This window comes from Micromonospora sp. WMMA1996 (assembly GCF_002573675.1).
In the GTDB taxonomy this organism is placed as follows: Bacteria; Actinomycetota; Actinomycetes; order Mycobacteriales; family Micromonosporaceae; genus Micromonospora; species Micromonospora sediminicola.
On record NZ_PDHU01000001.1, the window covers coordinates 1,412,797 to 1,435,059 of the forward strand.

Below are 22,263 nucleotides of genomic sequence, written 5' to 3' on the forward strand. Positions count from 1 at the left end.
TGACGCGGGTGTCTGACGCACTGCCAGACGTAGGTTTCGATGTGGATGGTTGCCGCCCGGGTGGAAGAAAACCTTGCCGCCGGTCCGGCAGACGCGAGGTGAACGGCCGCGGGGCGGGGCACCTCTCGGTGACCCGCCCCGCGTGACGATCCGGTCAGTCGACGACCTGAAGGATCTGCTGGTCCTTGAGCGCCGACGGTTCCCGGATCTCGCCGGTCTTCCGGCCGTCCGCACCGATCAGGACGAGCGCGTTGTGGTCACCGGCGTCGACCCGGGCCACCAGCGTGCCCTGGCTGGAGAACCAGGCCTGACGCAGGGTACGACCGCCGAGCGGCAGTTTGATCTCTCGTCCGGTCCGGGTGTCGATCACGGCGTTGGCGTCGAGTTCCCGGGCCACGTCACCGTACGGCTCGTCCGGCGACCGCAGCCTCAGCGCCATCCGGGTCCCGTCCGCGGAAATGCTCGCGACGTCGAAGGACGGGCGAGCCTCCTTCACCCCGACGCCGGGCACCAGCTTCTCCGCCGTGCCGTCGGGCCGGTTTACCGCCACCCGGCCCTCACCGTCCGCGTAGGCAAGAACCTTTCCGTCGGCCGACCACAACGGGTGACAGCCCCCTACCTTGGCGATCGGGGTGTACGTGCCGCTGGCGAGGTCGAGGACGGCCTTCTCCGACACCGGGGTCGGATCCGTCCGCAGCACGGCCGCGATCGTGAGTCGGCGGGAGTCCGGGGACCAGGTGGGCGTCCAGCAGTCCCCTTCGACCCGCTGGTGGCCGCCCGGGGTGAGCTTCCGGGCGTTGCCACCGTCCACGTCGGCCACTCGCAGAATGTTGTCCGGATCGACCCAGGCGACCCGCTTGCCGTCCGGTGACACGGCCGCGCTGGACAGGGCGGAGATCCGGGGGAGCTTCGCCAGCCGCGTCGGCTCCACGCCGGGCTTGAAGGACCAGAGGTACGCGGTGGGCGTCTCGTCGTTGCTGGGCGCCGGGCCGTAGAAGATCCTGCCGATGGTCGGGCCGGCGGGGCCGCCCCCGGTGACCGTGCTCGGGCTGCCCGATGCCGTGGGGGACGGCTCGACGGACGGGGTGGGCGTGCTGTCGACCGGCGGGGCGGTGCTGGTCACCGACGGTCCGGCCGGCGCGGGTGCCTGGCTGTTCGGCCGGATGGCCAGCGCCGTACCGGTCGCGGCGGCCAGCACCACCAGCGCGGCGGCCGAGGTGGCGACGGCCCGCTGGATGCCGAGCCGGCGCGAGGTACGCAGCGCCCGGTCCCGCAGGTCGACCGGGGTGACCTCCTCGGCCAGGTCGGCCAGGTCGAAGCGCAGTCGGTCCTGGTTCATCGGGCGGTTCCTTCCGTGACGTACAGCTCGGCGAGTTCCGGGGCGACGCTGCGCAGCTTGGCGAGGGCCTTCGAGGTCTGGCTCTTGACCGTGCCGACGGTCACGCCGAGCAGGTCGGCGGCCTCGGACTCGGTGCGGTCCTCGAAGAAGCGCAGCACCAGCACCGCCCGTTGCTTGGCGGAGAGCCGGGCCAGCGCGGCCCGGAGGGTGAGCCGCAGCGTGGTCTGCTGGGCGTGGTCGGGGGCCGAGTCGCCTCCGCGTGGCTCGGGCAGGTCGCCCGGCATCGACTCGGCCACCTTGCGCCGCCGCCACCAGGAGACCTGCAGGTGGTACATGATCTTTCGGGTGTACGCCTCGGCGTTGCCGCTGTCGTGCAGGCGGCTCCACGATCGGTGGGTACGGGCCAGGGCCGACTGGACGAGGTCCTCGGCCAGGTGCTGGTCGCCGGTCAACAGGTAGGCCGAGCGCAGCAGTGCGGGGGTGCGGGTTCGCACGAACGAGTCGAACTCACTCAGGAGAGGGTCCACACGAGCCGATCCTTGGGGTCAGGTGGTGCGTCAGTGGGGATGCCCTTCCAGACGTCACCCCGCCGCGCGATGGTTGCCGGTCCGGCCGGTCGTCTTTTCCACGATCCTTCGGCCGCGGTCAGCAGTCGAACACGGACCAGCAGATGTCGTTGCGCAACCGCTGGTCGTCCAGGACGAGGGCACGGATCGCCGCCGGCAACCGGTCGCGTTGCCACCGGCACTCGGCCCGCCCCTCCGCCACGCTGCGGTCCACCGGCGCCGCCGCCCGCACCGCCTTGATCGCGTACGCGGCCGCGCCGAGTTCGTGTGCGGCGACGTGGGCGACGACCGCGGCCTGGCCGGCGGCGTACGCGGCGTGCCGGGCGGCCCCGCGCAGGTGCCGGGCCGCGCCCATCGCGTGCCCGCCCGCCGTCCGCGAGGACGTCATCGTGGCCTCGCCCCGCGTCCAGGCTCGGACCCGCTCGATCGCCTCGCGGGGACGCGGGTCCTCGGGTTGCGCCGCCTCGAAGAGGGGGAGCACGTGCTCCGCGCACACGGCGGCCCACAGGGCGAGGAGGTGATGGTCGGCGTCGGTGAGGGACCCGCCCCGACGGATGGTGGTGAAGCGGGGGTCCCGCACCTTCGGGAGGATCACGACCGGCGCTCCGATCCGGTGGACCGCGTGCCCCGCAGCACCGTGTCCAGGGCGTTCATCAGCCGGGCGACCCGGCTGCCGCCACCGGTCGTGGGCGGGTACCGGCGGAGCACGTCGACGAGCGTCGGCGTGGCCCACCGCCGGGACCGCTCCAGGAGCGCCTCGCCGACCGCCGGGTCGTCGCCCGCCGCCAACTCGCCGATCCGTGCGGCGCTCGCGGCGGCGCGCAGGATGTGGCCGACCTGGGTGGCCCGGGCGATGGGGTGCAGGTACGCGGCCGACGCGGCGTCCCCCGCGCACCGGGCGGCCAGGCGCGCGGCCTCGGACGGCGCGGACCGGGCGGCCCGGTGCGCGTCGACGGAGGTGGCCCGTTGCCGATTGGTCCGGTCGGCGCCGTCGACGAACGCGCGGGCGGCCTCGATCGCCGCGCGGGGACGCGGGTCCCCGGGAACGGCCCGTTCGTAGACCGGCAGGACGTCTTCCGCGTGCCGGGCCACGTAGCGGGTCACGTCGCGCAGTTCGTCCGTGGTCAGGGCGAAGTCTCCGGTGGTCATGCCCTTGAATCGTATCGTTGAACTGTCGGTGGAGACCTCGCGCCGATCTCGACGCACGAGGGTGCCGGAAAGCCTCAACCGGTGGTCATTCCCGGATGCCACGCCGGTACGGCCCCCAGCCGACGAACCGCTCGAACAGCTCGCGCGGGGTGGGCCCGTCGTGCGGGTTGAGCCGGAACAGGTCGTGGGTGGCCTCGTGGTAGAGCCCGGACAGGTAGACGGCCAGGTCGACGGGGTGGTCGGCGTACTCGACCTTGAGCAGCAGGCGTGCCTGCGCGCAGGGCCACGGCGCGCCGCACGCCCGGCAGAGCCAGAGCGGCCGGATCGGCAGGTGCGCCGGATGGTCCGGCGGGTAGGGGCGGGGCCGGTCCGGGTGCGGCCCGAGCCGAGGTACGGGAAGGATCATGCGTGACAGTCTGCTGAGGACACCATTACGCTCGGAAGTCGTCGGCGTCGACCCGGGGAGGGGTCGGGAAACCGGCGGGTGACCGAGGAGGACGGGTGGAGAACGAGCCGACCGCCGAGCTGATCCGCGCGCAACTGCGGCGGCTGCGACTCAAGGCCGAACTGAGCCAGGAGGAGTTCGGGAGGCTGGTGCACTTCTCCAACTCGCAGGTGTCGGCGGTGGAGCTGGGCCAGCGACCGCTGGACCGGTTCTTCCTCAAGCGGGCCGACGAGGTGCTGGGCACCGGTGGGCTGCTGACGTCGCTGCTCAAGCTCGCCGAGCGGGACGGCCAGCCGAGCTGGTTCCGCCCCTGGCTCGAAGCCGAACGCCAGGCCCAGCAGTTGCGCACCTACCAACCGACCCTGGTGCCCGGGCTGCTCCAGACCGAGAACTACGCCCGCGCCATGATCCGCACGGACGATCTGATCAGCGATGACGAGGTCGAGCGGCGGCTCGGAGTGAGACTGGACCGTCAGGCGATCCTGTCGAGCCACGACCATCCGAAATACATCGCCGTCGTCGAGGAGTCGGTCCTGCGCCGAGCGGACGAGGTCTACCGCGGGTTGATGGCCGAGCAGATCGCGCACCTGATCGAGTGCGCCGAGCGCCCACACATCGACGTCCACATCGTGCCGACCCGCGTCACCGTGCACGTCGGCCTCGTCGGTCCGTTCGCGCTCGCGCGGGGAGCGGACGGCGGATGGGTCGGCCACCTGGAGAACCAACTCGGCGGCGTGGTGGTCGACAACGACGAGGACGTGGCTATCCTGCTGTCCAGATGGGAGAGCGTCCGCAGCGAGGCCCTTCCCCGCCAGCAGTCGGTCGAGCTGATGAAGGACGTGATGACCTCGTGGAGCTGACCGGCGCGACCTGGCGCAAGTCCACCCGCAGTGGCACCCAGGGCGACTGCGTCGAGGTGGCGGACAATCTTGTCGGGGTGGTCGGCGTGCGCGACAGCAAGGACCCGACCGGTCCCGTCCTCACCTTCAGTCCGGCCGCCTGGCGCGCCTTCGTCCGGGTCAGCGGGGGCCGCGCGTCGCGCTGATCAGCACCGTGTGCTTGCGTACCCGGAAGGCGCCCTCGGCCTCGATCCGGGCGCGAACCTGGTCCCGGACGGCCGACTCCTGCGCGGCGGTGAGCCGCCCGACCATGCTGGCGAGGTAGGCGAGGACCGGCTCGACGGTGGGCACCGCCAGCTCGTCCGGGTAGCGCTCGACCGTCACGTCGACCAGGTGGGCGGCGATCCGGGCCGGCGCCTCCTCGGCGGTGGTGCCGTCCTGGTGAAAGACGGCGGCGACGTCGGTGCGGCCGACCGCCGGTCCGAGGGTGTCCAGCTCGGCGAGGTGGTCGCGACCGTTCAGCGCCACGGCCAGCCGGCCGCCCGGGCGCAGCACCCGGGCGAACTCGCGCAGCGCGGCGTCGGGGTCGTCGAGGTGGTAGAGCATGTGGTTGGCGATCACCGCGTCGAAGGCGGCGTCGGCGTAGGGCAGGCGGGTGGCGTCGCAGCGCTGCACCCGGACCCCGGGCACCTCGCGCAGCCGGGCGCACATCGCGGGTGAGAAGTCGGTCAGGGTGAGCCGCAGCCCGGCCCCGGGGCGCTCCACCCGGCGCCACAGCTCGCCCGTGCCGGCGCCCACCTCCAGCACCTCCCCGGCCAGCGGCAACCGCTCGCCGAGCCAGGAGAACCAGTCCTGCGGGTTCGTCCCGTACGCGTGCAGCGCGATGCGCGCGGTGAGGTTGTCGGTCGTCGTCGCGTACTGGCTCACGGCGCGAGCCGACGGTGTGGTGGTCACCCGTCGACGGTAGGACAGAACCTCGGTATTCAGCGTTGCTATCTACTGGTACCTAGTGTTACTTTTTACTGGTAGTCAGCGTCACTTGGTAGCGAGGGGATGACGACGTGGGCAACCAGATGACCGAGATGCTCAAGGGCACTCTCGAAGGCATCGTCCTGGCGATCCTGGCCCGCCGGTCCGCGTACGGCTACGAGATCACCGCGTGGCTGCGCGACCGCGGATTCTCGGACATCGCGGAAGGCACGATCTACGCGCTGCTCGTCCGCGTCGAGCAACGCGGCTTCGTGGACGTGGAGAAGGTTCCCTCCGAGAAGGGGCCCCCGCGGAAGGTCTACTCGCTCAACGCGAAGGGGCGGGAGCAACTCGCCGAGTTCTGGGGGACGTGGAGCGTCCTCACGGAGCGCATCGAGCAACTTCGCCACACCGACAACGCACACGACGAAGGAGCATGACCATGGCCGCGAAGTGGATCGAGACGCTCGTCGGATCGCTCGACCAGAAGAAGCAGTACAAGCAGCACATGGCCCGCATGGAGGCCCTGCCGGAGCCGTACCGCGGCGCGGCCAAGGCCCTCCAGCGGTACTTCATGTACCAGGGCGGGATCGTCGACGGGAACACGCTCATCACGATGCTCGGCGACTTCGTCGACCTCTGGGAGCGCGCGGCGGCCGACGGCACGCCGGTCCGCGCGATCGTCGGCGACGACCCGGTCGAGTTCGCCGAGACGTTCCTGCGGGCGTACTCCGGCCGGCAGTGGATCGACAAGGAGCGCGAGCGCCTCCGGACGGCGATCGACGCCGCCGCCGGCGACACCAGCGAGGAGAAGGACGCATGACCACCGGAACGCGCGAACCCGCGATCAGCGTGCGGGGCGTCACCAAGTCCTACAAGGACCTGCACGTGCTGCGGGGCGTCGACTTCGACGTGGCGGCGGGGAGCATCTTCGCCCTGCTCGGCTCGAACGGCGCCGGGAAGACCACGCTGGTACGGATCCTCTCGACGCTGCTCAAGGCGGACGGCGGCACCGCGACCGTGCACGGCTTCGACGTCGCCTCGGCACCGCGCGAGGTCCGTGAGTCGATCAGCCTGACCGGCCAGTTCGCCGCCGTCGACGAGGTGCTCACCGGCCGGGAGAACCTGGTCCTGGTCGCGAAGCTCCGCCACCTGAAGAACCCCGGTGCGGTCGCCGACGACATGCTCGCCCGCTTCTCGCTCACCGACGCCGGGAACCGCCGGGCGGGGACGTACTCGGGCGGCATGCGCCGGCGACTCGACATCGCGATGAGCCTCGTCGGCAACCCGCCGGTCGTGTTCCTCGACGAGCCGACCACCGGCCTCGACCCGCAGGCCCGCATCGAGGTCTGGCGGACCGTGCGGCAGCTCGCCGAGGACGGCACCACCATCCTGCTGACCACCCAGTACCTGGACGAGGCCGAACACCTCGCCGACCGGATCGCGATCCTGCACGAGGGCACGATCATCCAGAACGGCACGCTCACCGAGCTGAAGCAGCTCATTCCGAGCGCCCGGGTCGAATACGTCGAGAAGCAGCCGACCCTCGAGGACGTCTTCCTCGCCCTCGTCGGCCACAGCGGAGGGGAATCCCGATGACCACCCACGTCCTCAGTGACACCGGAACCCTCACCGGCCGCTCCCTGCGGCACATCCTGCGCAGCCCGGACACCATCATCACCACGGCGGTCACCCCCGTCGCGCTGATGCTGCTCTTCGTGTACGTGCTGGGCGGTGCCATAGACATCGGCTCCGGCGGTTCCTACATCAACTACATGCTGCCGGGCATCCTCCTCATCACGATCGCCTCCGGCATCGCCTACACGGCGTACCGGCTGTTCCTGGACATGCAGGGCGGCATCTTCGAGCGCTTCCAGTCGATGCCGATCCCCCGACCCTCCGTGCTGTGGGCGCACGTCCTGACCTCGCTCGTGGCCAACCTGGCCTCGCTGGTGATCGTCACCGGCGTCGCGCTGGCCATGGGGTTCCGCACCGGGGCGTCCGTGGCCGACTGGCTCGCCGTCGCGGGCATCCTGATCCTGTTCACCCTCGCCCTCACCTGGATCGCCGTGATCGCGGGCCTGTCCGCCAAGACCGTCGACGGCGCGAGCGCGTTCAGCTACCCGCTGATCTTCCTGCCGTTCATCAGCTCGGCGTTCGTCCCCACCGACTCGATGCCCGGCCCGGTCGCGTGGTTCGCCGAGAACCAGCCGGTGACGTCGATCGTGAACACCCTCCGCGCGCTGTTCGCGGAGCAGCCCGCCGGCAACGACATCTGGATCGCCCTCGCCTGGTGCGCCGGCCTGCTCGTCGCCGCCTACGCCGCCGCGACCGCGATCTACCGGAAAAAGGTCAGCTGACCAGTCGTACGGGAGGCAGCGCCGCATCCGTGGATGCGGCGCCGCACCCGTCACCGCTCAGAGGTAGAGGCAGAACGGGTGCCCGGCCGGATCGAGGTGCACGCGTACGTCGTCCTGCGGCTGGAAGTCGGGCACGGTCGCGCCGAGCGACACCGCGTACGCCGACGCCGCGTCGAGGTCGTCGACCTTGATGTCCAGGTGCAGCATCATCGGCGGGTCACCCGGCCCGGCCGGCCACACCGGACGCACGTATGCCGGCTCGTCCTGGAACGCGAGGCCGGCGCCACCGCCCGGCGGGACGAGGACTACCCATTCCGGCTCGTCCTCGCGTCGGGGCCAACCGAGCAGCCGCTCGTAGAAGGCGGCGAGGTCCTGGGCGGACGGTGCGTCGAGCACCGTGGTGGTCAACGAGAAGCGAGGTCGCTGTTCCATGTGGCCTTCCTACCTGGGCGGTACGACGGTCACCGGAACCGGAAAGGGATCGCCGACCGATGACCGTGGTCGTACGCTGCGCCAATGCTGCTGCGCATGTCGACCCTGCTGCTCCGGACCCTGCGCGAGGACCCGGCCGACGCCGAGGTGCCGAGCCACCGGCTGCTGCTCCGCGCCGGCTACGTGCGTCGGGCCGCGCCCGGCGGCTACACCTGGCTGCCGCTGGGCAAGCTGGTGCTGGACCGGATCACCGCGATCGTCCGGGACGAGATGACCGCGATCGGTGACCAGGAGGTGCACTTCCCGGCGCTACTCCCGGCCGAGCCGTACCGCACCAGCGGCCGCTGGACGGAGTACGGGGACCTGCTCTTCACGCTCGCCGACCGCAAGGGCGCCGAGCACCTGCTCGCGCCGACCCACGAGGAGATGGCCGCGCTGCTGGTGAAGGACCTGTTCACCTCCTACCGGGACTTCCCGGTGACGCTGTTCCAGATTCAGACGAAGTTCCGGGACGAGGCCCGGCCCCGGGCCGGCGTGCTGCGCGGGCGCGAGTTCCTGATGAAGGACGCCTACTCCTTCGACCTGGACCCCGTCGGGCTCCAGGCGGCCTACGACCGGCACCGGGAGGCCTACCAGCGCGTCTTCGCCCGGCTCGGGCTGGACGTCACGGTGGTGGCCGCGACGTCCGGGGCGATGGGCGGCTCCGCGTCCGAGGAGTTCCTGGCCGCCACGCCGGTCGGTGAGGACACCTACGTCGGCTGCACGGCCTGCGACTACGCGGCCAACACCGAGGCCGTGGTGACCCGTGTCCCGGCGGCCGGCGACCCGGACGCGCACCGCGCCGCGGAGGTGCACGACACCCCGGAGACGCCGACCATCGCGTCCCTGGTCGACCTGGCGAACACCCGCGCGCTCGGCGGCCGCAGCGACTGGACCGCCGCCGACACGTTGAAGAACGTGGTGCTGACCGTCCGCCGGCCCGGCGCCGAAGAGACCGAACTGCTGGTCGTCGGCCTCCCCGGGGACCGCGACGTCGACCTGAAGCGGGTCGAGGCGGTGCTGCACCCGGCCACCGTGGCGGTCTTCGACGACTGGTCCGCGCACCCGGAGCTGGTCCGTGGCTACCTCGGGCCGCAGATCCTGGCCAAGCACGGCATCCGCTACCTGGTCGACCCCCGGGTGGTGACCGGCTCCACCTGGCTGACCGGGGCCAACGAGCCGGGGCGGCACGCCACCGACGTGGTGTGCGGGCGGGACTTCGTCCCCGACGGCACGATCGAAGCGGCCGAGGTACGCCCGGGTGACCCCTGCCCGGCCTGCCCGGACGGTGAGCTGACCACGCGGCGGGGCATCGAGGTGGGGCACATCTTCCAGCTCGGCCGGCGGTTCACCGACGCCTTCGCCGTCGACGTGCTCGGGCCCGAGGGCAAGCCGGTCCGGCCGACCATGTGCTGCTACGGCATCGGGGTGTCCCGGGCGGTCGCCGCCGTGGCCGAGCAGCACCACGACGACCGGGGGCTGGTCTGGCCGGCCCAGGTCGCGCCCTGCGACGTACACCTGGTGGCCGCCGGGAAGGGGCCGCAGCTCGACGCGGCGCTCGACCTCGGCGGGCGGTTGGCCGCCGCCGGCCTGCGGGTGCTGGTCGACGACCGCACCCACGTCTCCGCCGGGGTGAAGTTCACCGACGCCGAGCTGATCGGCATCCCCCGCGCCGTCGTGGTCGGCCGCCGCCTCGCCGACGGGTACGTCGAGCTGCGCGACCGGGCCACCGGCGAGCGGACCGAGCTGCCGGTGGAGGGACTCGTCGAGCGGCTGCGCGACGAGGTTGGCGCGACGCGCCGCGACCGGGTGTAGCGAACGCGCCACCGGGTACCGCAGAAGGATCGACCGAGGCGTTTTTCGGAGGCTCTCATGTACCGCGTCAGTGATGTGATGACCAGACAGGTGGTCTACCTGCCGGCGGAAACCCCGCTGGACGAGGCGGCCCGGGTGATGAAGGAGTCGGACATCGGCGACGTGGTGGTGACCGACGGGGCCACCCTCGCGGGCATGCTGACCGACCGGGACATCGTGGTGCGGGCGGTGGCCGAGCGCGCCGACCCGGGCACCACCACGATCGGGTCGATCATCACCCGTGAGGTCGTCATGATCGAGCAGCACTGCACGGCGAACGAGGCGGCGGCGCTGATGCGCGAGCGCAACATCCGGCGGGTGCTGGTCTGTGACAGCGACCGGAAGCTGGTCGGCATCGTCTCCCTCGGCGACCTGGCCATGCAGCTCGACCCCCGGTCGGCGCTCAGCGACATCAGCGAAGCAGCCCCGAACCTGTGAAAGGAGGGGCCCCTTCTTAACGCCTCCGGTAGAGGAGGGGCCCCCTCTTAACACCCCACCCGCTCGCGCCCGACGCGGCGGATAGCCTCGACCCATGCCCGAGATGCCGACCAAGCTGGCCGAGATCGTCGACGAGTTCGCCGCCGCACCGCGTGACGTCGTGCTGGAGATGCTGCTGGAGTTCGCCGACGTGATCCCGCCCCTGCCCGAGGGCGTGGACCGGGCCGAGCTGGAGCAGGTCCCCGAGTGCCAGACGGCGTTCTTCCTGCGCGCCGAGGTCAACGCGGACAAGACGGTGAGCACGCTCTTCGACTGCCCGCCGGAGGCGCCCACCACGCGCGCCTTCGCCGGCATCCTCGCCGAAGGGCTGGCCGGGGCGAGCGCCGAGGAGGTGCTGGCCGTCCCGGACGACCTCTACCAACGGATGGGGCTGGCCCAGGCGATCAGCCCGCTCCGCGTCCGCGGCGGCACCGCCATCCTGGCCCGGCTCAAGCGCCAGGTGCGGGAACAGATCTCCTGACCGGCGGGTTGTCGCTGGTCATGGACATCGAGATCTACGCCGACGTCGTCTGCCCGTGGTGCTGGATCGGCAAGCGCCGGCTCGAAGAGGCCCTGGAGTCGTACGACGGCGAGGTGACCGTCCGGTACCGGCCGTTCCAGCTCGACCCGACGCCGGTCACCGAGCCGACGCCGCTGCTCGACGCACTGGCTGACAAGTTCGGCGGCCGGGACAAGGCCGAGGGCATGGCCGCCCACGTCTCCAAGGTCGCCGCCGGCGCCGGCCTCGATCTGCGGTTCGACCGCGCGATCGCGGCGAACACGTTCGACGCGCACCGGCTGGTCCGCTTCGCCACCGAGCACGGCCGCGCCGCCGAGACGGTCGAGCGGCTCTACCGGGCGCACTTCCTCGACGGCCTGGACGTCGGGTCGGTCGACACGCTGGTCACGCTGGCCGGCGAGGTCGGCCTGGACGAGACCGAGGCCCGGCGTTACCTCGAGTCCAACCTCGGCCGCCGCGACGTCGCCGCCGACCTGAGCAACGCACACCAGCTCGGCGTCTCCAGCGTGCCGACCTTCGTGCTCGCCGGGAAGTACGCGGTGACCGGCGCCCAGGAACCGGAAACGCTGCTCGCCGCGCTGCGTGAGGTGGCGCAGCGCGAAGCGGCCGGCTGATGTTTCACGTGGAACAAGATCGATGCGGATGAGGCCCTAGGCCGGCCTGGCCAGGTCCTCCACCACCCTCGCCCCGGGCAGCGCGCCGAGCGCCGGCCCGGGCAGGGCGATCTTGCTGTGCCGAACGCCCGACCCGATGATCACGTGGGGCGTGGCGATCACCCGCGAGTCGACCAGGATCGGCCACTCCTCGGGCAGCCCGATCGGCGTGATCCCGCCGTACTCCATCCCGGTCAGCTCCACCGCCTCGGCCATCGGCGCGAAGCTCGCCTTGCGGACGTCGAGCAGCCGGCGCACCACGCCGTTGACGTCCGCCCGGGTGGTCGCGAGCACGATGCACGCCGCGTAGCGCGTCTCGCCGCCCCGCTTGCCGGCGACCACCACGCAGTTGGCCGACTCCTCCAACCCCACCTCGTACGCCTCGCAGAAGGCCGCCGTGTCGGCCAGCTCGGCGTCGATCGGGGCGACCAGCACCTCGTCCACGTTCACCGGAGCCTCGTCCGGCCACCGCTCCACCGCCGCGGCGACCGGAGGAGCCAGCAGGTCCAGCCGCGCCCGGGCCGGCTCGGTCTTCAACGTCCCCATCACGGTTGCGATCCTCGCACCCGCGCCGGCCATCCGCTCGTCGGCCCGCCTGGTGAGCGGGACCCCGTCCGCTCCCGGATCCGATGAGCCAGGGGGCCCCGCCCCGCGCCTCAGTTGGGGTTGGTGAGGAACGCGTTCTCCTGGGCGAAGTCGCGGTTCTCGGTGGCGCCGAGCTGCCGCCGGCGCAGCACCTCGGGTCGGTTCGCCTCGGCGTCCTCGATCCCGTGCCGGACGCCGATCCGGATCACGCCGTAGAGAAAGACGAAGCCGAAGACGTAGAGCACCACGGTGGCGACGAAGACCAGCATGCGGTCACGGTAGGTCGGTCCGGAACCGACCAGGTCTCACCTTCCGCCGGTTCCCCCGTACGTGTCGGCGAGATGATCGGCCCAGGTCCGGACACCGGTCGGAGTGGCGGACGTGGTGAGGCCGCCGGCACGCAGTTCCCGGCCGAGCCGCCCGGGAATCCGCAGCGGAACCAACGGACGACGCGATCCGCGCGCGGCCAGCCAGGCCCGGGCCGCCTCGTCGAAGCGGAGCACCTCCGGCCCACCGAAGTCCTCGGTGCGGTGGGACGGTCCGGCGAGCAGCAGCACCGCGAGTCGGTCCGCGACCTCGCCGGGATCGACCGGCTGGGCGAGCACGGCCGGGTCCCCGAGCACCGGGCCGAGCCGGCTCGCGCCGCGCAGCAGGTCCGCCAGGAACCCGGGGAACTGCGTCGCCCGCAGCACGCTCCACGGCACCGGGCCGGCGGCCACTACCTGCTCGGCCGCGAGCTTGTGCCGGTAGTAGCCGAGCGGCACCCGGTCCACGCCGACGATCGAGACGTACACCAGGTGGCGCACCCCCGCGTGCCCGGCGGCCACGGTCAGGCGGCGGGTGCCGAGCACGTCGATCTCGTGGGTACGCCGGTTCGGCGACGAGGCCAGGTGCAGCACGGCATCCATCCCGTCGACCGCCTCCGCGAGCCCCGCGCCGGTGCCGAGGTCGGCGGTCACCCACTCGACGCCGGCGCCGTCACGCGGCCGGCGGCTCACCGCCCGGACGAGGAAACCCTCGTCCCGCAGTCGCGGCACCGCCACCTGCCCGAGCCGTCCGGTCGCCCCGGTCACCAGCACCCGCATCGCCACTCCTTCTCGCCCTGGTCCACACACGCCCGCGCGCTTTCCGTCCACGCGCCGCTAACCCTGTCCACGCCTCACGCAACGCTGTCCCCGCCCCGCGCCCCACGCAGCGCGTTCACGCCCGCGCGCCGCGCAACCCGCCCACGCTTCGCACAACCGTTCACGCCCGCGCGCCGCCAACCCGCCACGCTTCGCACAACCGTTCACGCCCGCGCGCCGCGCAGCCCAGCCACGCTCCGCGCAGCCCAACCACGCTGCGCGGAACACGTTCACGCCCGCGCGCCGCGCAGCTGACCCACGCTCCGCGGAACACGTTCACGCCCGTGCTCCACGTAGCCGACCCACGCTCCGCGGAACACGTTCACGCCCGTGCTCCACGTAGCCGTTGACGCCGCGTGACGGGCTGGCCGTCCGTGGCCGATCCACTCCGACCCGGCGATGGGACGAGGCGGCGTCCCTGATCGTGACAGCCCGACGGACCACCGCCGCCCGGTCCGGGCAACCGGTACCTCCCACCCGATCCTGCGCCACCCGACGACCACCCTGGCCCGGATCGGTCCGCACGGCGCCCGCCTCACCGGCCGCCTCAATCCCCCGGACCCTCCCCCGGTTGACCAAGGAGTTTCCGTCAAGCGAGGCCCGGCATCTGACGCACACTCCTTGATCACCGGAGCGGAGCGTGGTTCCTCGGAGAAGGGATATACCACTGGGTCATAAATATGACGCAGCGGTATAACGCCTACAGGTGGATGGCGTTCGTCGGGGCGTCACGGAGCGTGTCCGCGCCGGACCGGCGGAAAGGGTGGGCCACCTTTCGGGTTCCGGGCAGTCCGAACCGGGAGTCGGCGGGCCCGGGAACCCCGGGCACGGCAGGGCCGGAACCCTGGGCACGGCAGGGCCGGAACCCTGGGCACGGCAGGGCCGGAACCCTGGGCACGGCAGGTTCAGAGCCCGGAGACGGCAGGGTCGGAACCGGGCAGGGTCGGAACCGGGCGGGGGCGGGAAGCCGCACGGGCGGGGCGGTCAGGCGGCCGTGCGGGGGACGACCCGGCCAGCGAGCAGCAGGCCGAGCAGTCCGCAGCCGGCCGCGACGGCCAGCGTGCTCGCGTAGCTCGCCGGGCCGGGCGACGAGCCGGCGGCCAGCACCGCGCCGGTCAGCGCCAGCACGGTGGCCGCGGCCAGCGAGTCCCCCAGTTGCAGCGCCGAACTGTTCCGGCCCTGCTCGGCTGGGGCGGACAACTCCAGCGTGAGCACGGACAGCGAGGGATACAGCAGGCCCATGCCGAGTCCGGCGACCGACCAGGCGAGCACCGCCGGCGCGACCGGCACCCCCGGCAGCAGGGCCAGTGTGACGCCGGCCGTGCCGACGGCGATGCAGGCCAGGCCGGCCCGCGGCAGGCTCGCCGCCGAGCGGGGTGCGGGGATCCGGCCCTGGATCCACGAACCCACCGACCAGGAGAGCGCGCCGACGGTCAGCACCAAACCGGCCCCGGTGGGCGAGAACCCGCGCTCGCGGGAGAGCATCAGCGGGATCACCACCTCCGCGCCGGCGAACGCCGCCGAGGCCAACCCGCGCAGTCCGATCACCGTCGGCAGTCCACGCGCCGCCCGCAGGAAGCCCGCCGGCAGCAGGCGCGGCACGGAAACGAGCAGCCCGGCCAGCGCCGCCCCGACCAGGCCGGCCGCGAGCACGCCGCGCTGCTGCCCCCCGTGGTGCAGCAGTGCGGCGCTCGCCCCCGCCCCGCAGGCCCAGCCGATCCGCGCCAGCGCGCCGGTCGGCGGCCTGGTCGGCACCCGTGCGGCCAGTGCGCGCAGGCCCGGCTGGACCAGCAGCACCGCCGGCACCGCGATCGCCGGCACCGCGAGGAACACCCAGCGCCAGCCCAGGTGCTCGACGATCAGCCCGGCCACCGCCGGCCCGACCAGGGACGGCACCACCCAGGCCGCCGCGAAGGCCGCGAAGATCCGCCGCCGCAACCCCTCCGGGTACGCCTGCCCGACGATCACGTAGAGCGCCACGGAGAGCAGCCCGGAGCCGAAGCCCTGCACGACCCGCCCGGCGACGAGCGTCCCCATGGTCGTGGCGGCGCCCGCCACCGCCAGCCCGGCCACGAACCAGGCCACCCCGTGCCACATCGCCGGGCGTGGCCCGCGCGCGTCGCACCAGATGCCGGAGACGACCATCGCCACCACGCCGGAGGCGAACGGACCGCCGAACGCCAGCGCGTACAGGCCGAGCCCGTCCAGGCTGCGCGCCACCGTCGGCATGGCGGTGCCCACCGCGAGAGCCTCGAACGCGAGCAGCGACACCAGGGCGACGATGCCCACGGTCATGGCCCGCAGGCGCGGCGACCACAGGTCGAGCGGGTCGCTTGCCGGTGCGGCGGTGGCGGTCGTCATGGGCACCAGCCTGGGACCTCAACCCCGGTTGAGGTCAACTGTGTGCCCGGTCTCGTCAGGCGGTCTCCAGCGCCTCGCCCACGCCCTTCACCAGCCCGGAGAAGTGCTGGTCGGCCAGCACGTGGCCGGCCGTGATCACCAACGCGAGCGGCCACTCGATGACCTGCAACGCGGCCAGCACACCGATGCCCGCGTAGTAGGCCAGCTTGTCCGGCGGAGGCACGGCCACCTCGCCCAGCAGCGGAACCTCCACCCGGCGGCAGTAGGCCCGGACCATCTCCCGCGATCCGCTCAGGTGTCGTGTCAGCGTGCTCATCCCTGCCTCCCCGGTTGCGACGGCATCGACCCGACCGGCATTCCACCGCCCCCGGCGTCCATGCCCCGGGCAGCAGGGAAACTTCCCCCACCGGAGGGGCATAACGGACGCCGCGCCGGGAAGTCGGGCCGCCGGGACGAGACCGGGAGGCGACATGGCGTACGGGTTCGCCGGTCTCCTGCTGTCGCCGGCCGCCGTACCGGACGCCGTGGCGCGGGTCGCGCGTACCGTCGGGTCGGCCCTGCCCGGCCCACCCGTGCCGCCGGCCGTCACGCAGGCGGCCGGGAGCGTGGGCACGGCGGCCAGCCGGTTGGCCCGCCTGGCCGGGCTGACCCGACGCCGCGTCTGGTCACGGGACGGCCGGCACCACATCGAGGTGCACGGCGTCTGTCAGGACGGCGGAGACCGGTTGGCCCGGCAGGTCGAGGCGGCGCTGGAGGCGGTGCCGGGGGTGACCTGGGCGCGGGTGAACGCGCCCTCCGGCCGGGTGGTGGTGGCGACCGGCGAACCGGCGCCGAAGCTGCGCGACCTGATCGCGACCGTGGCGCGCGCCGAGCGGGCGTGCCCCTACGAGCCGGACCCGGAGATCCCGCCGCCGCACCCGCCCGAGGAGGGGCCGCGAACCCCTCGTACGCTCGGCGCGCTGGCTTCCGACGCGCTCGGCCTGACCATCTCCGCGGCCACCCGGATCCTGCCGTTCACTCCGGTCCCCGGCGAGGTGGCGGGCCTGCTCACCGCTGTCGACCTGCACCCGAAGCTGCACGCGTTGGCCGGCCGGGGCCTGCGGGCCGACCCCCGCGCCGAGGTGCTCTTCCCGCTCGCCGAGGCGGTGGTGCAGGGCCTCACCGGCGGTTGGGCCGGCATCGTGCTCGACGGCGCGCAGCGGGTGGTGCAGTGGGGCGAGGCGCGGGCCCAACTCGCCGCGTGGAGCCGGGCCGAGCCGGCACTGACCGGCGACCCGGAGCGGGCTGTCGCCCGGGTGCCGGACGGGGAACGGCCCTGCCCGGTCCCGGACGGCCAGGCCGAGCGTTACATCAAGCGGATGCTGGCGGCCGGCGCGGTGGCCGGGGCCGCCGCCATCCCGGTGGCCGGCGGCAAACGGGCCGCCGCGCTGGCGCTCTCCTCGTTACCGAAGGCCCCGGGCAGCGGCCGTGAGGGGTACGCGGCCCAGCTCGGCCGGATGCTCGCCCGCCGCGGCGTGATCGCGATGGACCGCAGCGTGCTGCGGGAGCTGGACCGGATCGACACCGTCGTGCTGGACGCGGCCGTCCTCGGCTCCGACCGTGGGGTGCTGGCCGACCTGGCGCCGCTGGCCGGCGCCGACACCGGGCAGGTCGCCGCCCGGGCGTTCGCGCTGTTCGACCCGGCCGAACCGGACGCCGTACGGGACGTCGACGACTGGCGGATCGGGCCGCTGGACCGGATCGACGCGGAAGACCCCGGGGACACCCCGGACAGTGGGCGGCTGCGCGCCGACGGGGGACGGCTGCTCGGGCTGGCCCGGGGCGGCCGGCTCGCCGCCGTGCTCCGGGTCGAGCCGGAACCCGCCCCCGGGGTGGACGCGCTGGCGTCCGCCGCCCGCCAGGCCGGCCTACGCCTCGTGGTCGCCGGCGCCGAGGACGGCCGGTACGACTTCGCCGACCGCCGCGTACCGGGTGGGTCACGGCTGGCCGAAGCGGTCCGTGACCTGCAACGGGAGGGTGCCGTGGTGATGGTGGTCTCGGGCGAGCGCTCGGCTCTCGCGGCCGCCGACTGCGGGCTCGGCGTCGCCGCGCCGGACGACCTGCCCCCGTGGGGCGCGCACCTGCTCGTCGGCGACGACCTGCGCATCCCCGCCCTGCTGATCGACGCGGCCGGGGTCGCTCGTCGGATGACCGGGCAGAACCTCAGGATCGCCATGGCCGGCAGCGGACTCGGCGCGCTCGGCGCGTTCACCGCAGCCCCCCGGCAGCTGCCCGGGCGGACGATGGCGGCGGTGAACGGGGCCGCCGCGGCCGCCTTCGCGCACGGGGTCTTCCGAGCGCACCGCCTGCCGGACCGGACCGGCGCGCCGGTGCCCGTGCTCACCGCGTGGCACCTGATGCCGGTGGAGACGGTCCTCGACCAGCTCGGCACCCACCCGACCGGGCTGACCGACGAGGAGGCGACCCGCCGTCGCGGCCCGGCGGGCGGGGCCGGGAACGGACCGGCCGGCCTGCTCCGCGCGTTCGTCGACGAGCTGTCCAATCCGCTCACCCCGGTGCTGGCCGCCGGGGCGGTGCTCTCCGCCGCGTTCGGCTCGCTCGTCGACGCGGCGCTGGTCGGCGGCCTGGTGGGTGGTTCCGCGCTGGTCGGCGCCGTGCACCAGCGGAACACCGAACGGTCGCTGGCCGAGCTGCTGTCCCGCTCCGCGGTCACCGCCCGGGTGCTGCGGGACGGCGTGGAACGGGTGGTGCCCGCCGAGGAGTTGGTGCCCGGTGACGTGGTCAGCGTCAGCTCCGGGGACGCCGTACCGGCCGACTGCCGGGTGCTGTCCAGCGACGGGTTGGAATCCGACGAGTCGTCCCTGACCGGCGAGTCCCTGCCGGTGGCGAAGAGCCCGGAGCCGGTGGTCGCCGCCGCGATCGCGGAGCGGCACTCGATGCTCTTCGAGGGCACCACGGTCGCCGCCGGGCACGGCACCGCCGTGGTGGTGGCCACCGGCGCGGAGACCGAGGCCGGGCGGAGCATGGCGATGGCCCGGGAGGCCCCGCCGACCAGTGGGGTGGAGGCGCGGCTCGGCAGGTTGACCAGCAGCGCCGTACCGCTGGCGGCCGGCTCGGCGATCGCGGTGGCCGGGGCGGGGCTGCTCCGGGGCGTACCCCTGGCCGAGACGGCGGCGACCGCCGCGAACCTGGCCGTGGCGTCGGTGCCGGAGGGGCTGCCGTTCCTGGTCAGCGCCGCGCAGCTGGCGGCGGCGCGACGGCTGGCCGAGCACGGCGCCCTGGTGCGCAACCCGCGCACCATCGAGGCGCTGGGGCGGGTGGACGTGCTCTGCTTCGACAAGACCGGCACGCTCACCGAGGGAAAGCTGCTGCTGGCCGGCGTGGGCACCGGCGACGACCGGTACGGCCCGGCGGACCGGCTCGACGAGCCGCTGCGGGCGACGCTGGCGGCGGCGCTGCGTGCCACCCCCTTCGCCGCCGACCCGGACGAGTTGCCGCAGCAGACCGACCGGGCGGTACGCCGGGGCGCGAACGCGGCCGGGGTGGCCGAGCAGACCGGCGCGGCGGGCTGGACCGCGACGGGCGGGCTGCCGTTCGAGCCGTCGCGGGGCTACAGCGCCACGGTCGGGCGGACCGCCGACGGCCTGCTGCTGAGTGTGAAGGGCGCGCCCGAGTCGGTGCTGCCGCGCTGCGCGTCCCGGCGTACCGCCGGGGGCGACCGCCCGCTGGACGCGGCCGGCCGGGACGAGGTGCAGGCCATGTTGGCCGCCCGGGCCGGCGCCGGGCACCGCATCCTCGCCGTCGCGGAGTGTCCCGTGTCCACCGACTCGGTCAGCGACGAGCAGGTCGACGGGCTGGTGTTCGTGGGCTTCCTGACGCTCGCCGACGGGGTACGGGAGAGCGCCCGGCCGTCGGTGGAGCGGATCCGCGCGGCCGGCGTGCACACCGTCATGATCACCGGTGACCATCCGGCGACCGCCGAGGCGATCGCGGCCACCATCAGCCCGGACCACGGGCAGCAGCGGGTGGTGACCGCCACCGACCTGGACCGGCTCGACGACGCCGCGCTGGCGGAGCGGCTGATGGCCACGGACGTGGTGGCCCGGTGCACGCCCGCGCACAAGGTCCGCATCATCCAGGCGTTGCAGCGCCGGGGCCGGACGGTGGCGATGACCGGCGACGGCGCCAACGACGCCCCGGCGATCCGCCTCGCCGACGTGGGGATCGCCCTCGGCCAGCGGGGTACCCCGGCCGCCCGGGCGGCCGCCGACCTGGTGGTGACCGACGACCGGCTGGAGACGATCATCGCCACGCTGGTCGAGGGGCGGGCCATGTGGTCGTCGGTCCGCCACGCGCTCAGCATCCTGGTCGGCGGCAACCTCGGCGAGATCGCGTTCAGCGTGCTGACCGCCGCGTCGACCGGCCGTTCCGCCCTGACCGGACGCCAACTGCTGCTGGTCAACCTGCTCACCGACCTCGCGCCGGCGCTCGCCATCGCGGTCCGACCGCCGGCCGACGACCGCGCCGACCATCTGCTGCGCGAGGGCCCGGACTCCTCGCTCGGCGCCACCATGACCCGGGAGATCGGGCTCCGGGCGGCGGCGACCACGCTGGGCGCGACGGCGGGCTGGACGATCGCCCGGTGGACCGGCACCCGACGCCGGGCCGGCACCGTCGCGCTCGCCTCGCTGATCGGCACCCAGCTCGGCCAGACCGTGCTGGCCGGCGGCACCAGCCCGACCGTGCTGGCGGCCACCGCCGCGTCGGTCGGGGTGCTGGTCGTGGTGGTGCAGACGCCGGGGGTCAGCCAGTTCTTCGGGTGTACGCCGCTGGGCCCGATGGGCTGGACCATCGCCACCGGCTCGGCGTTGGGCGCGACGTTCGCCAACGGCGCGCTGACCCGGCTGGTGGACCGCCTGCCGCAGCCCGGCTCGCATGGGCGCCCGGAGCAGGGGTACGGCGAAGGGCATGACGCCTGAGGTGACCTTCGTCGGTACGGGCTACCTGGGCCCGAGACGGTGCCGCTGACCCCGTGACCGCGAACGCCGCCCCACCGGCTCTCACCGGGTGGGGCGGCGCGCACGGGGAACCGCTCAGGCCCGCTCGGAGATCGCCTCGATCAGGTCGCCGACCGGGCGGTCCGGCAGCGACCGGGCCACGTCGGCGACGGCCACGATGCCGACGAGGTCGTGCCCGTCGATCACCGGCAGCCGGCGTACCTTGTGCTGCCCCATCGTCCGCAGGATCTCGGCCGCGTCGTCGTCGGCCCCGATCGTCACCGCCTCGCCCTGGGCCAGCTCACCGGCGGTCACGTCGGCGGGGTCCTTGCCGGCGGCCAGCACCTTCACCACGATGTCCCGGTCGGTGACCATGCCCTTGAGACGGTTGTCGTCGCCGCAGATCGGCAGCGACCCGACGCCGAGTTCGGCCATCCGTCGGGCGGCGGTGCGGAGGTCGTCCTGTTCCCGGACACAGCTCACGTCGTTGGTCATGATCTCGCGCGCGGTCGGCATACGCGTCACACCTCACTTCCGGGGGGGATCGGTCTTCCTCTTCTCTCCTACCCCCGGCCCGGCGACCCATTCGCGAGGTCAGTGCCAGGTGGCGGCGGCCCGGCGCAGCCGGTCGTTGACGGCTCGCCCGACCCCTTCGTCGGGCACCGGCTCGGCCACGATCTCGGTCACCCCGGCCGCGTCGAGCCGGTGCAGCGCGTCGAAGAGACGCGCCGCCGCGGCGGTGAGGTCGCCGTCCGGTGCCAGCACCTCCACCGCCGCCCAGTCACCCGCCGCCGGTGGCTCGCGGAACGCCAGGAACCCGCGCCGGCCGCCGTCGGGCTCGCCCGCCGCGTCCAACCGCAACGGGGTACGCGGGGCGTAGTGCGCGGCCAGCGTCCCGGGTGCCACGGGCTGGCCGGAACTGCCGAGACGGACGTCGACCGGCCCGACCGCCTCGACCAGCGCCTCGACCGGCAGCGCGCCCAGCCGCAGCACCACCGGCCGGTCGCCGCGCGCGTCCACGATGGTCGACTCGATCCCGCACCGGGTGGGTCCACCGTCGAGCACCACGTCCACGGCGCCGCCCAGACCGGCCACGACGTGCTCGGCGCGGGTGGGGCTGAGCTGGCCGAACCGGTTGGCGCTCGGCGCGGCCACCGGCACGCCGGCGGCGGCGATCAGCGCCCGGGCGGCCGATTCGTCGGGCACCCGCACGGCCATGGTCTCCAGGCCGGAGGTGACGATCGGCGGGATCGCCGCCGGCCGGTCCACGATGAGGGTGAGCGGGCCGGGCCAGAACCGGTCCGCCAGCGCGGCCACGGCCGCCGGCACCGCACCGACCAGGGCGGTCAGGTCGGCGGCGTCGGCCAGGTGGCTGATCAGCGGGTCGAAGCTGGGCCGGGCCTTCGCCTCGAAGATCCGCGCGGCGGCGTGGGCGTCCAGCGCGTTCGCGCCCAGCCCGTAGACCGTCTCGGTGGGGAAGGCGACCAGCCCGCCGGCGCGCAGCACAGCGGCGGCCTCGTCGATGCCACTGTCGGCTGGCAGGACGCGCGGGGT

General features: G+C 73.7%; 25 protein-coding genes. 11 read left to right on the forward strand and 14 right to left on the reverse strand.

What is annotated here, in order from left to right; translation table 11 throughout:
• Nucleotides 1-154 precede the first annotated feature (154 nt).
• The 5 genes from COO58_RS06915 to COO58_RS06935 form a co-directional block, all read right to left on the reverse strand.
• Nucleotides 155-1,339: a hypothetical protein gene (locus COO58_RS06915; RefSeq protein WP_098744225.1), complete on the reverse strand. Its 1,185-nt coding sequence runs from the start codon at nt 1,337-1,339 to the stop codon at nt 155-157.
• Nucleotides 1,336-1,866: a SigE family RNA polymerase sigma factor gene (locus COO58_RS06920; RefSeq protein WP_091566213.1), complete on the reverse strand. Its 531-nt coding sequence runs from the start codon at nt 1,864-1,866 to the stop codon at nt 1,336-1,338. The genes COO58_RS06915 and COO58_RS06920 overlap by 4 nt, the downstream gene beginning before the upstream one ends.
• A gap of 118 nt (nt 1,867-1,984) precedes the next feature.
• Nucleotides 1,985-2,500, reverse strand: a complete 516-nt coding sequence (locus COO58_RS06925; RefSeq protein WP_098744227.1) for a putative immunity protein — start codon at nt 2,498-2,500, stop codon at nt 1,985-1,987.
• Nucleotides 2,497-3,054, reverse strand: a complete 558-nt coding sequence (locus tag COO58_RS06930; protein ID WP_176558760.1) for a putative immunity protein — start codon at nt 3,052-3,054, stop codon at nt 2,497-2,499. Before COO58_RS06930 ends, COO58_RS06925 begins: the two co-directional genes overlap by 4 nt.
• Before the next feature lie 85 nt (nt 3,055-3,139).
• Nucleotides 3,140-3,460, reverse strand: a complete 321-nt coding sequence (locus COO58_RS06935) for a hypothetical protein (protein WP_098744228.1) — start codon at nt 3,458-3,460, stop codon at nt 3,140-3,142.
• A 95-nt stretch (nt 3,461-3,555) separates the two neighbouring features.
• Here COO58_RS06935 and COO58_RS06940 point away from each other — a divergent pair, with 95 nt between their 5' ends.
• Nucleotides 3,556-4,359, forward strand: coding sequence for a helix-turn-helix transcriptional regulator (locus tag COO58_RS06940; protein WP_098744230.1), 804 nt, complete (start codon nt 3,556-3,558; stop codon nt 4,357-4,359).
• A complete protein-coding gene (locus tag COO58_RS06945) occupies nt 4,350-4,544 on the forward strand; it encodes a DUF397 domain-containing protein (protein ID WP_255292538.1) in 195 nt (64 codons plus the stop codon). The genes COO58_RS06940 and COO58_RS06945 overlap by 10 nt, the downstream gene beginning before the upstream one ends.
• On the opposite strand, the gene COO58_RS06950 is transcribed toward COO58_RS06945, so the two are convergent.
• Nucleotides 4,519-5,292: a class I SAM-dependent methyltransferase gene (locus tag COO58_RS06950; RefSeq protein ID WP_098744233.1), complete on the reverse strand. Its 774-nt coding sequence runs from the start codon at nt 5,290-5,292 to the stop codon at nt 4,519-4,521. The genes COO58_RS06945 and COO58_RS06950 overlap by 26 nt on opposite strands.
• A gap of 107 nt (nt 5,293-5,399) precedes the next feature.
• Here COO58_RS06950 and COO58_RS06955 point away from each other — a divergent pair, with 107 nt between their 5' ends.
• The 4 genes from COO58_RS06955 to COO58_RS06970 are packed head-to-tail and all read left to right on the forward strand — an operon-like array spanning nt 5,400 to nt 7,667.
• Nucleotides 5,400-5,747: a PadR family transcriptional regulator gene (locus COO58_RS06955; RefSeq protein ID WP_091566235.1), complete on the forward strand. Its 348-nt coding sequence runs from the start codon at nt 5,400-5,402 to the stop codon at nt 5,745-5,747.
• A 2-nt stretch (nt 5,748-5,749) separates the two neighbouring features.
• Nucleotides 5,750-6,130, forward strand: coding sequence for a DUF1048 domain-containing protein (locus COO58_RS06960; protein ID WP_091566239.1), 381 nt, complete (start codon nt 5,750-5,752; stop codon nt 6,128-6,130).
• A complete protein-coding gene (locus COO58_RS06965) occupies nt 6,127-6,906 on the forward strand; it encodes an ABC transporter ATP-binding protein (RefSeq protein WP_091566243.1) in 780 nt (259 codons plus the stop codon). Before COO58_RS06960 ends, COO58_RS06965 begins: the two co-directional genes overlap by 4 nt.
• On the forward strand, nt 6,903-7,667 hold the full coding sequence (locus COO58_RS06970) for an ABC transporter permease (protein WP_098744234.1): 765 nt from the start codon (nt 6,903-6,905) through the stop codon (nt 7,665-7,667). Before COO58_RS06965 ends, COO58_RS06970 begins: the two co-directional genes overlap by 4 nt.
• A gap of 57 nt (nt 7,668-7,724) precedes the next feature.
• Here the strand turns inward: COO58_RS06970 and COO58_RS06975 are convergent, their stop codons facing one another.
• Nucleotides 7,725-8,099 carry a VOC family protein gene (locus tag COO58_RS06975; RefSeq protein WP_091566251.1) on the reverse strand — a complete coding sequence of 125 codons (375 nt, stop codon included), beginning with the start codon at nt 8,097-8,099 and terminating at the stop codon, nt 7,725-7,727.
• A gap of 84 nt (nt 8,100-8,183) precedes the next feature.
• Here COO58_RS06975 and COO58_RS06980 point away from each other — a divergent pair, with 84 nt between their 5' ends.
• The 4 genes from COO58_RS06980 to COO58_RS06995 all read left to right on the forward strand — a co-directional run bounded on the left by COO58_RS06980 (nt 8,184) and on the right by COO58_RS06995 (nt 11,603).
• Entirely contained in the window at nt 8,184-9,953 is a 1,770-nt protein-coding gene (locus COO58_RS06980) for a proline--tRNA ligase (RefSeq protein WP_098744236.1), read from the forward strand.
• A gap of 57 nt (nt 9,954-10,010) precedes the next feature.
• Nucleotides 10,011-10,430 carry a CBS domain-containing protein gene (locus COO58_RS06985; protein WP_098744237.1) on the forward strand — a complete coding sequence of 140 codons (420 nt, stop codon included), beginning with the start codon at nt 10,011-10,013 and terminating at the stop codon, nt 10,428-10,430.
• Between the two features lie 94 nt (nt 10,431-10,524).
• Complete coding sequence (locus tag COO58_RS06990; RefSeq protein WP_091567545.1) at nt 10,525-10,950, forward strand: SufE family protein; 426 nt, start codon at nt 10,525-10,527, stop codon at nt 10,948-10,950.
• Between the two features lie 20 nt (nt 10,951-10,970).
• The gene (locus COO58_RS06995; protein WP_098744239.1) at nt 10,971-11,603 is read left to right on the forward strand and encodes a DsbA family protein; all 633 of its coding nucleotides are present in this window, start codon (nt 10,971-10,973) and stop codon (nt 11,601-11,603) included.
• 36 nt (nt 11,604-11,639) lie between these two features.
• Here the strand turns inward: COO58_RS06995 and COO58_RS07000 are convergent, their stop codons facing one another.
• The 5 genes from COO58_RS07000 to COO58_RS07020 all read right to left on the reverse strand — a co-directional run bounded on the left by COO58_RS07000 (nt 11,640) and on the right by COO58_RS07020 (nt 16,028).
• Entirely contained in the window at nt 11,640-12,188 is a 549-nt protein-coding gene (locus tag COO58_RS07000; protein ID WP_098744240.1) for a YbaK/EbsC family protein, read from the reverse strand.
• Nucleotides 12,189-12,298: 110 nt separating this feature from the next.
• Complete coding sequence (locus tag COO58_RS07005; protein WP_098744242.1) at nt 12,299-12,496, reverse strand: hypothetical protein; 198 nt, start codon at nt 12,494-12,496, stop codon at nt 12,299-12,301.
• Nucleotides 12,497-12,532: 36 nt separating this feature from the next.
• A complete protein-coding gene (locus COO58_RS07010) occupies nt 12,533-13,312 on the reverse strand; it encodes an SDR family oxidoreductase (RefSeq protein WP_091567558.1) in 780 nt (259 codons plus the stop codon).
• A 1,023-nt stretch (nt 13,313-14,335) separates the two neighbouring features.
• Nucleotides 14,336-15,712: an MFS transporter gene (locus COO58_RS07015; RefSeq protein ID WP_091567561.1), complete on the reverse strand. Its 1,377-nt coding sequence runs from the start codon at nt 15,710-15,712 to the stop codon at nt 14,336-14,338.
• 55 nt (nt 15,713-15,767) lie between these two features.
• Nucleotides 15,768-16,028 (reverse strand): hypothetical protein, encoded by a 261-nt coding sequence (locus COO58_RS07020; RefSeq protein ID WP_091567565.1) that lies wholly within the window; start codon nt 16,026-16,028, stop codon nt 15,768-15,770.
• A gap of 208 nt (nt 16,029-16,236) precedes the next feature.
• Here COO58_RS07020 and COO58_RS07025 point away from each other — a divergent pair, with 208 nt between their 5' ends.
• The gene (locus COO58_RS07025; RefSeq protein ID WP_369700194.1) at nt 16,237-20,691 is read left to right on the forward strand and encodes an HAD-IC family P-type ATPase; all 4,455 of its coding nucleotides are present in this window, start codon (nt 16,237-16,239) and stop codon (nt 20,689-20,691) included.
• Between the two features lie 114 nt (nt 20,692-20,805).
• Here COO58_RS07025 and COO58_RS07030 read toward each other — a convergent pair whose 3' ends face one another.
• Nucleotides 20,806-21,225, reverse strand: coding sequence for a CBS domain-containing protein (locus COO58_RS07030; protein ID WP_091567574.1), 420 nt, complete (start codon nt 21,223-21,225; stop codon nt 20,806-20,808).
• Nucleotides 21,226-21,303: 78 nt separating this feature from the next.
• Entirely contained in the window at nt 21,304-22,251 is a 948-nt protein-coding gene (locus tag COO58_RS07035) for an L-threonylcarbamoyladenylate synthase (RefSeq protein WP_091576774.1), read from the reverse strand.
• Between the last annotated feature and the right edge of the window lie 12 nt (nt 22,252-22,263).